The sequence below is a fragment of the uncultured Methanobrevibacter sp. genome, from assembly GCF_902769175.1.
GTDB lineage: Archaea > Methanobacteriota > Methanobacteria > Methanobacteriales > Methanobacteriaceae > Methanobrevibacter.
This window is the reverse complement of record NZ_CACXNW010000029.1, coordinates 18,856-27,553: the sequence shown is the minus strand read 5'-3', so window position 1 is coordinate 27,553 and position 8,698 is coordinate 18,856. Positions and strand designations below refer to the sequence as shown.

Annotated in this window: 4 protein-coding genes; all 4 read left to right on the top strand. The window is 30.5% G+C overall.

The features are described from left to right. The first annotated feature begins 280 nt into the window (after positions 1-280). The 4 genes from QZV12_RS10665 to QZV12_RS10650 all read left to right on the top strand — a co-directional run bounded on the left by QZV12_RS10665 (position 281) and on the right by QZV12_RS10650 (position 8,523). Positions 281-4,468, top strand: coding sequence for a right-handed parallel beta-helix repeat-containing protein (locus QZV12_RS10665; protein ID WP_295621513.1), 4,188 nt, complete (start codon positions 281-283; stop codon positions 4,466-4,468). A gap of 491 nt (positions 4,469-4,959) precedes the next feature. Then, complete coding sequence (locus QZV12_RS10660) at positions 4,960-6,705, top strand: MATE family efflux transporter (protein ID WP_295621511.1); 1,746 nt, start codon at positions 4,960-4,962, stop codon at positions 6,703-6,705. A gap of 453 nt (positions 6,706-7,158) precedes the next feature. After that, on the top strand, positions 7,159-7,923 hold the full coding sequence (locus QZV12_RS10655) for a nitroreductase family protein (RefSeq protein WP_295621509.1): 765 nt from the start codon (positions 7,159-7,161) through the stop codon (positions 7,921-7,923). A gap of 357 nt (positions 7,924-8,280) precedes the next feature. After that, positions 8,281-8,523, top strand: coding sequence for a hypothetical protein (locus tag QZV12_RS10650; protein WP_295621506.1), 243 nt, complete (start codon positions 8,281-8,283; stop codon positions 8,521-8,523). Positions 8,524-8,698: the final 175 nt, after the last annotated feature.

Below are 8,698 nucleotides of genomic sequence, written 5' to 3'. Positions count from 1 at the left end.
AGATCCAATTCATAAGAAAAAAAGTAAAAGATTTTTTTTTTGGGATTTTGGAAAAAATTAAAAAAAATTTGGGGTCATGGATTTGATTTTTTTTTTTTTTAAATTTGTGACACCCTCTCAACTTGAATTTTTTTATTTTTCATTGGAAGCACATTGTTTGTGCTGATAAGTTATTTTTCTTAAGTTTTAGTTAGGCTTTAAAAGAATTAAATGCTGCCAACTAAATCTTTTAAAAATTTTATTTTAATATTTCTTTTTTTAAAAAAATGTGGTGATTAATTTGAATAACAAACTAATTGTAATATCATGTTTATTAATTTTAACATGTTCTATTGGTTTTGCTTGTGCATCCTCTGATTTAAGTGATGCTAATGGCAACATTTCTTCAGTAAATTATGAAGATATTGACATGGATGATGTTGAAATTAATAAATATCTAGATGTGGGAAGCTCTTTAAACAGGGCTAATGATGTTGACTCTCAAGCTGTGGATTCTGCAAAAGTTGTGGATTCATATGGCGATGCAGCTAAACAAAAGAATGCTCTTTCATCTGGTAAGTTTGAAATGCCAAATGATACCTATGATGGCGATATGGGTAGGGACAAGAGTTTTACAGGATTAAATGGTCTCGTAAGGTTATGTGAGAATCTTGATATGGAATTAGAATTAGATCATAACTACTCATATACCGGTTCCTCTTCAGATCAGAAGTATAAAAATGGAATTTTAATTGAAATGGACAATTTTCTAATTGATGGTCATGGATATACCATTGACTGCAAGAATGGGGCTAGACTTTTTGAAATTAAAGCAAATAATGTTACCATTAAAAACATCAACTTTATCAATATTGATGGAGGAAAGACTAATCAATTGGATAATGGTAATATGCACTTTTTAAAACCGGGAACTGTAAGCAATTGTACTTTCAATGGCTCTAGTTTAAGATTCAATGGTCTATTGTACTTTGAAAATGGAGGAAACGTTAGCGATTGTAAATTTGTAAATTGCGGTTGCGGTGATTATGGAGGCGCAATACACATTAATGGCGGAACAATTGAACGCTGTACATTTGACAATGTTCGTATTGCTAATTTATATGGGGCTGCGGTATATGCAAAAGGAAATGTTTCAATAAAAGATTGCTCATTCAAAAAATGTAGGGGCGGTTTAGATTCTGCAGTATACTATGATGGAAATTTATCTGCAGAAAATATCAATTTCACGGACTGTGTTTGTTTCATGAATGGATATGGTACAAAGAACCTTGAAGTAAGATATGAGATTGCCGGAGCAGAAAACTCTAGTCTTTCAGTTAAAAATGTCAGACCTTTCGGTTTAGGCAGCAAAGATTTTGAACAATTCTGCAATGAAATTTTAAGCGGTGAAAAATACATAAAATTAACTATGGATTATATTTTCACTGATTCAAGTAAGTCATCCCCTATTGTTTTAAATCAAGATGATCTTGTAATCGATGGTGATGGTCATGCAATCTATTTGGCAGGTAACTTACATAGGATATTTGAATTCACTGGAAAAAATGTTACTTTGAAAAATATTTTTTTAATTGGAGGAAATTCTACCACTAATGGAGGAGCAGTTTTATTCCATGAATTTGCAAATGTGGAAAATTGTAGCTTTGAAAATTGTACTGCAAACAAGGGTGCTGCATTGTATTTCGAAAATGATGGAATCATTAGCGGATGTACTTTCACTGACTGCGTAAGCAAAGATACTGGAGCAGTATATATCCATAAAGAAGGAACTGTAAAAAATTCCGGATTCTTCAATAACAAGGCAACATATGGTGGAGCATTATACATGAGCAGTGGTATTGTGGATAACTGTAAATTTGAATCCAATAAGGCAGAATATGGTGGAGCTGTTGATATTATTAAGGGAATCATAAATGCTTGTAATTTTAAAAGCAACCAAGCTACTAAATATGGAGGAGCTGTTCGTTTCATTAATACTGGAAAAATACTTTCCTCTAATTTTGAAAGCAACGACGCTCCAATTGGTGGAGCTGTAGACTTCTGGGATTACGGTACAATTAAACAATCCACATTTTCCAATAACACTGCAAGCAATAAAGGTGGTGCATTAGCAGTCGTTAATGCTATAATCATTGAAGATGTTCAATTTAAAAACAATAAATGTCCAACAACTAATCTTGTTGACCTTTCAGTAGACAATGGCACTAATGTCATTACAAAGAATGTAAGCTCAAGATATTTAGTGAACAATTCCGTTATGGACTTCACTACTTTAAATTCCATAATTCAATGCTTTAAAGATGACGTTCTTCAATTGGAATATGATTTTACATTTAATTCAAGTTGGGATTCCAGTTTCTTAAAAGGAATTAATGTCAATAGAAGCAACTTTGTAATTGATGGAATGGGACACACAATCGATGGTATGTATCTTGCAGAGGCATTAAACGTATTTGGATCCAACGTTACATTGAAAAACATTAATTTCATTAACGGATTTTCAGATGGTTTTGGTGGAGCTGTTGAATTTAAACAGGATGGAACTGTTGATAATTGTAGATTCATAAACTGTACTGCACAAAGTGATGGTGGAGCTGTTTATATTAATGGAAAAGGTTTAATTTCCAATTCAGTCTTTGAAAACAGCTATGCAAAATTCTCTGGTGCAATTTATATGGGAGATAATGGAATCATTGATAATTGTACCATAACAAACAGTTCTTCATATAGTAGCGCTGGTGCAATTGAATTCTATAGGAATGGAACAATCAAAAATTCCAAAATCAGCAACTGCCGTTCTGGATTTCATGGAATAGCTTATTCTCTTGGAGATGTCATTTTAGAAAATTCCACTTTTGACAATAATCATGCTAGCTCTGAAGGAACAGTATATGCAAGAGGCAATATTACTGCAACCAACTGTAATTTCTCATATAACCAGGCAGAAAGAGGTGCTGGATTCTATGCTAACAATTCATTTGTAAATGGATGTACCTTTATAGGCAATAATGCTAAATATGCTGGAGCAGGAGTATGCTCTGAAAATTCCATTATTATGAATTCCCTCTTTGACGGCAATAATGCAATGTGTGGTGGAGGAGCTTTCATGGGAAGCAAATCATTGAGTAGAGTTTACAATTGTATTTTCACCAACAATGTTGCAGTTGAAGGTGGAGCAATCACTACCAATGGTAATTTGATTGTTGATGGTTCTACTTTTGAAAACAACATAGCAGAGTATGCTGGAGCACTTAAAGTTCATTATTCTGGAAGGATTACTAGTTCCCATTTCAACAACAACACTGGAAGAGACGGATTTGAAGTATACATCAAAGAAATATTAAATGAAGATGACTTCACATTTTTAGATTATGTGATTCAAACCTGTAAAGATGACATTCTTGAATTGGGATGTGATTTCATCTTTAATCCAAATAATGATTCTGCTTTATCAAAAGGAATTGTTGTCAATAGAAGCAATTTGATAATTGATGGAAAAGGACATACAATAAACGCTTTACATCTTGCAAGAGCATTTGTTGTTTTAGGATCCAATGTTACATTGAAAAACATTAATTTCGTAAATGGAGTTTCAGATTTCTATGGTGGAGCTGTTGAATTTAAACATGATGGAACTGTTGATAATTGTAGATTCATCAATAACACTGCAAAATTCACTGGTGGAGCTGTTTATATTAATGGAAAAGGTTTAATTTCCAATTCTGTCTTTGAAAACAACCATGCAAGAAATGCAGGTGCAGGTTACTTTGCAGAAAATGGAACTGTTGATAACTGTACCATAACAAACAGTACTTCATTTAGTAACTCTGGTGCAATTGAATTCTATAAAAATGGAACAGTCAAAAATTCCAAATTCAGCAACTGCAGTTCTGGACTTAATGGAATAGTTATGGGTTATCAGGATATCCTTTTAGAAAATTCCACTTTCGTCAATAATGATGTTGACTCTGAAGGAACAGTAATTGCCTATGGTAATATGATTGCAACTAACTGTAATTTCTTATTTAACCATGCAAATAGGGGTGCAGGAATTTATGCCAATGATACATTAGTAAGTGGATGTACCTATATAGGCAATAATGCAACAACTACTGGAGCAGGTGTCTACTCTAATATGGCTGTAATTACAGATTCTCTCTTTGATGGCAATTATGCAATGATTGGTGGAGGAGATTTCATGGGTAATTCCAAATCATTAAGCAGAGTTTACAATAGTACTTTCTCCAACAATGTTGCAGTTGAAGGTGGAGCAATCACTACCAATGGTAATTTGTATTTTGATGGTTCCGATTTTGAAAACAACACTGCAGAGTATGGTGGAGCACTTCAAGTTCGTAATGCTGGAAGAGTTACCAATTCCAATTTCAACAACAACACTGCAGGAAATGGTGTTCAAATATACATTGATTCACCATTAAGTGATGAAGATTTAAGTGCATATCTTTAGGATAATTTGTTTATCGAATTAATCACATTAAGCAAAGGCTTTTGTAAATCCATTTTTACAAAGGTCTTTGCTTTTTTTTACAGTATGGCGGTTATGATGGAATATTGCTAATGATTTACTTTTTTTTTTACAGTATGGCAGTTATGATGGAATATTGCTAATGATTTTACTGCTTTTGTAATTTTTTATTATTAAAATTCTATAAGATATTTTTTAAAAGATTTTTACTCATTTTTCCTTAAATTAGAAAAATGGAATTATTAAGATTGATTTTTTTGTAATTTTTTTTTTTATTTAAATTTATAAAATAATTGTTAATAGATTTTTACTCTTTTTTCCTTAAATTAAAATAATGGAATTATTAAGATTGATCTTTTTTTATCAGAGGTTGAAAAAATTAATTAAATTTGATTTAAGTAGGTAAGCCTTTTATTTAATTATTATTGATTATATGAAAATCTTTAAATATTTTATTTAAAAAATATTAATCTATGAATGAAAAAATTGATTTAGTTTCAGCACCTAAGGAATCGTTTTGGAAATTGAGTATACCAATTATTGCTTTTTGTGTTTTTGATGCAATCTATGGTATTGTTGATTTGGTATGGGTTTCCAAAATAGGGGTTGAAGCGTTTTTTGCAATGGGGATTTCAATTCCGATTGTTTCACTTATTTTCTCATTTGGTGATTCAATAGGACAGGGAACCAATTCGATCATGTCTCGTTTTATAGGATCTGGAGATTATGAAAGTGCATATAATGCATTGATTCATGGAGTAATTTTAGCCAATATAGTATGGACTTTCATTGTATTCCTTCTTTTATTTGCTCAAGGAATCCTATTTTATGTGGATAAGGCTGATAAATATATTTTGGTTTTCGATTATCTTGTCCCAATTGTGATTTTTGCATATGTATTTATATTCACAAATTTCTTTTCTGAAATCTTGCAGGCTGAAGGAAATTCAAGGACTCCAACCATTTTGATTATAACTTCAAATGTTTTAAATATTATATTGGATCCTATATTTATCTTTAATTTTAATTTAGGCCTTAAGGGGGCAGCTTATGCTACTGTCATATCTGGATGGGGAGCATTTATGGTCTTTTTATTCCTATATCTTACTGGAAGAACAAAAGTTCCGTTGTCCCTGAAATACTTCAAGTTCCGTCTGTACATACTTGTTGAAATTTTTAAGGTGGCTCTTCCTAATTTCCTGGATAATGGATTATGGGCTTTTTCAGCATCATTCATAAATTCCATTTTAATAATGACTACCGGTGAAATAGGCCCTATATTATATTCAGTGGTAAATAAGATGAAATCCTTATTGATTGCTCCTGTAAGAGGATATGGTAGAGCATTAATGAGTGTTACTGGGCATTTGTTCGGTGCAGGGGAATTTGATGATTTGAATGGAATGTATAAGTACACACTTAAGGTTTCATTCATAACCATGACCATTTTAATGTTGGTATTCATTTTCATTAGGGAATATGCTTTCAGCTTATTCTCCATCACTGGAATGTCTGATGAAATATTTTGGATAGCAATTAGCGGAACCGTGATGATGCTTGCAATTCCATTTTCCATGATTTCCTCAAAAATGTTGGATGGTTTTGGAAAAAGTCTCTACTCTCTGCTCTTTACATTCATTAAGATAATGTTTGAAGTGACTATAATATATGGATTGTCTGTTCTCATGAATGACGGCAACTGTGTTTTAGTAGGATTATTGATTAGTGAAGTCACATTTTCAACTATATACTATCTCTTCTTAAGATATTTATTCAAGAATTTCGCTGAGACATATGAAGGCAAGGAAACTGTTAAAAATTTCAAAGATGAATCAGATGAAGAGAATGTGCTTACAGATAGTGGTGAAATAAGGTATCGTGGAATGCGTGTTAAAGTTGAGTTGATTGTTGCACTTATAGCATTATCTGTCCTTCTCTTAGAAATCCTTTATCTGCTTTTCAGGCTGCAAAAACCTTACTTGATGCTTCCTGGAGCTATCGCTTTTATTATTGGTGGAATCTCCGTTTATCTGATTCAAAAATTCGAAAAGCCTAAATTATCTGCACTCGGATTTTTCGTTAATGCTGTTTTGATTTTTGTTTTCATGGGAAAAGAAGGTATTTTGCCTGCATTTCTCTTTGTCGCAGCAGGTATAACAACAATATATATTAGATTAATAATCAGGGCACTTAAAATAGTATATAATAAGGTTACGTAGTTTCTAAAAGTTCTTTTAGTTTCTTTTATAAAATCAACAATAGATTCTAAAAGTTCTTTTATTTCTTTTTTTTAAATTTAACTATCATGTTCTTAAATTTCTCTTTCTTTCTTTTTTTAAATTTAAATATTTTATTCTTAAAGTTAGTTCAGTTTCTTTTTTTTTTAATTTAGTTATTTTATTCTTAAAGTTAGTTCTGTTTCTTTTTTTTAATTTAGTTATTTTATTCTTAAAGTTAGTTCTGTTTCTTTTTTTTAATTTAGCTATTTTATTCTTAAAGTTAGTTCAGTTTCTTTTTTTTAATTTAGCTATTTTATTCTTAAAGTTCTAACAGTATTTTTTTTTGAAATTTAATTAGTGAAAAGTTCTTTTAGTTATTTTACTTAACCCTTTTATTATTACAGTTATATAGTACTTTTTTTAAAAATACAATTAACTTAAAGAGGTAAGAATATGAATCCTATTTTAATTGATGATGAAAAATGTATCTCATGTTCCTCCTGCATAAATGACTGTCCAAATTCATATATTTATTTGGAAGACGGCAAAGTGCAAACACATGATAAGGGGTGTATGGAATGTGGACATTGTTACGCTATCTGTCCTGAAGGTGCCATTAAAATGGCAAATTATGATTTCACTGATGAAATGGTAGTATCTATGAGTGAAATAAATGAAGATGTTCTTCTAAATGGGATGAAAAGCAGACGCACTATACGTCAGTTCAAACAAATTGATGTTGAAGATGAAAAAATCAATATGATCTTGGAAGCAGGAAGATATGCTCCAACTGGTGCAAATTCACAGAATGTCAAGTATACAATTCTTGGATCCAAGCAGGATGAAGCAGAGGAAATATGTGTAAGCCTATTTAGAAAGGGCAAAAAATTGGGAAATCTAAGCAGCTATTTGAGAAGAATTGAAGTGACTGATGATTTCTTCTTTAAAGGAGCTCCATTGATGATAGTCGTTTCAAGCAAAAGCAATATCAATGGAGGTCTTGCAAGTGCATATATGGAAATAATGGCTAATATCCTTGGTCTTGGAGTATTATACAGTGGATTTTTTGTAATGTGCACAAAGATAAGCAGAAAACTTAGAAATCTTATTGAATTGGAAAGGGGTTATGAAGTCGTTTCATGTATGGTTATAGGTTATCCTAAGGTTAAATACCAAAGAATAGTGCCTCGTAATGATTTGCAGGTAAAAAGATTATAATTTCCTTAAAAACTAGAAAAACTAATGGGTTTTCATTAGTATTTTTTCTAATTTTTATTGTTTTTATTCATATCTTTTTTATATTTTTTTTTAACAAATTTTACTAATTATCTCTTTTTTTATATTTTTTTTAACAAATTTTACTAATTTATTTTTGATGATTGTTCTTTATTTTTCATAATTCCTTTATTTATCTCTTATTTTTTGATTTAAATCAATCATTATCATTTATTTCATATTTTAAGATGTAAGTAAGTACTTGCACTCGAATATCTTTATATATGGCCTTTGATAAAGATTAGTTTAAGTATGGCAAGCCATATTTAAATTTAATAAAAAAATAATTGAGGGATGAATATGGATCGTATTACAGTAGCTTTAATATGTTTCTTTATTATTGTTATGGGAATTAACAGTATTTCATCAGCTGATACTGATGATGATTTAAGCGATTTAACTTTAGAAAGTCAAGAAATTTTTGATGGATTAGGCAATTTATTTTCTGTTTCACATGAAAATGAAGTAATTACTCCTGTTATGTTTACTATAGATATCAATGGGAATTCTAATTTATGCAATATAGAAGATTCTGGATTTTAGTTTTGCTAGAATTTTTTAAAAATTACTTTTTTTTTTAAAATTTTGTTTTATTTTTCTTTAGATTTGATTTTATTTTTCTTTTCGTTTTGTTTGAGTTTTCTTTAGATTTGATTTTATTTTTCTTTTCGTTTTGTTTGAGTTTTCTTTAGATAGATTTTATTTTTCTGAGGTTGTA

Bases quoted from the DNA above. Each gene is read 5' to 3' on its own strand.
- QZV12_RS10655 (WP_295621509.1), top strand. From the start codon at position 7,159: ATGAATCCTATTTTAATTGATGATGAAAAATGTATCTCATGTTCCTCC.
- QZV12_RS10660 (WP_295621511.1), top strand. From the start codon at position 4,960: ATGAATGAAAAAATTGATTTAGTTTCAGCACCTAAGGAATCGTTTTGG.
- QZV12_RS10650 (WP_295621506.1), top strand. From the start codon at position 8,281: ATGGATCGTATTACAGTAGCTTTAATATGTTTCTTTATTATTGTTATG.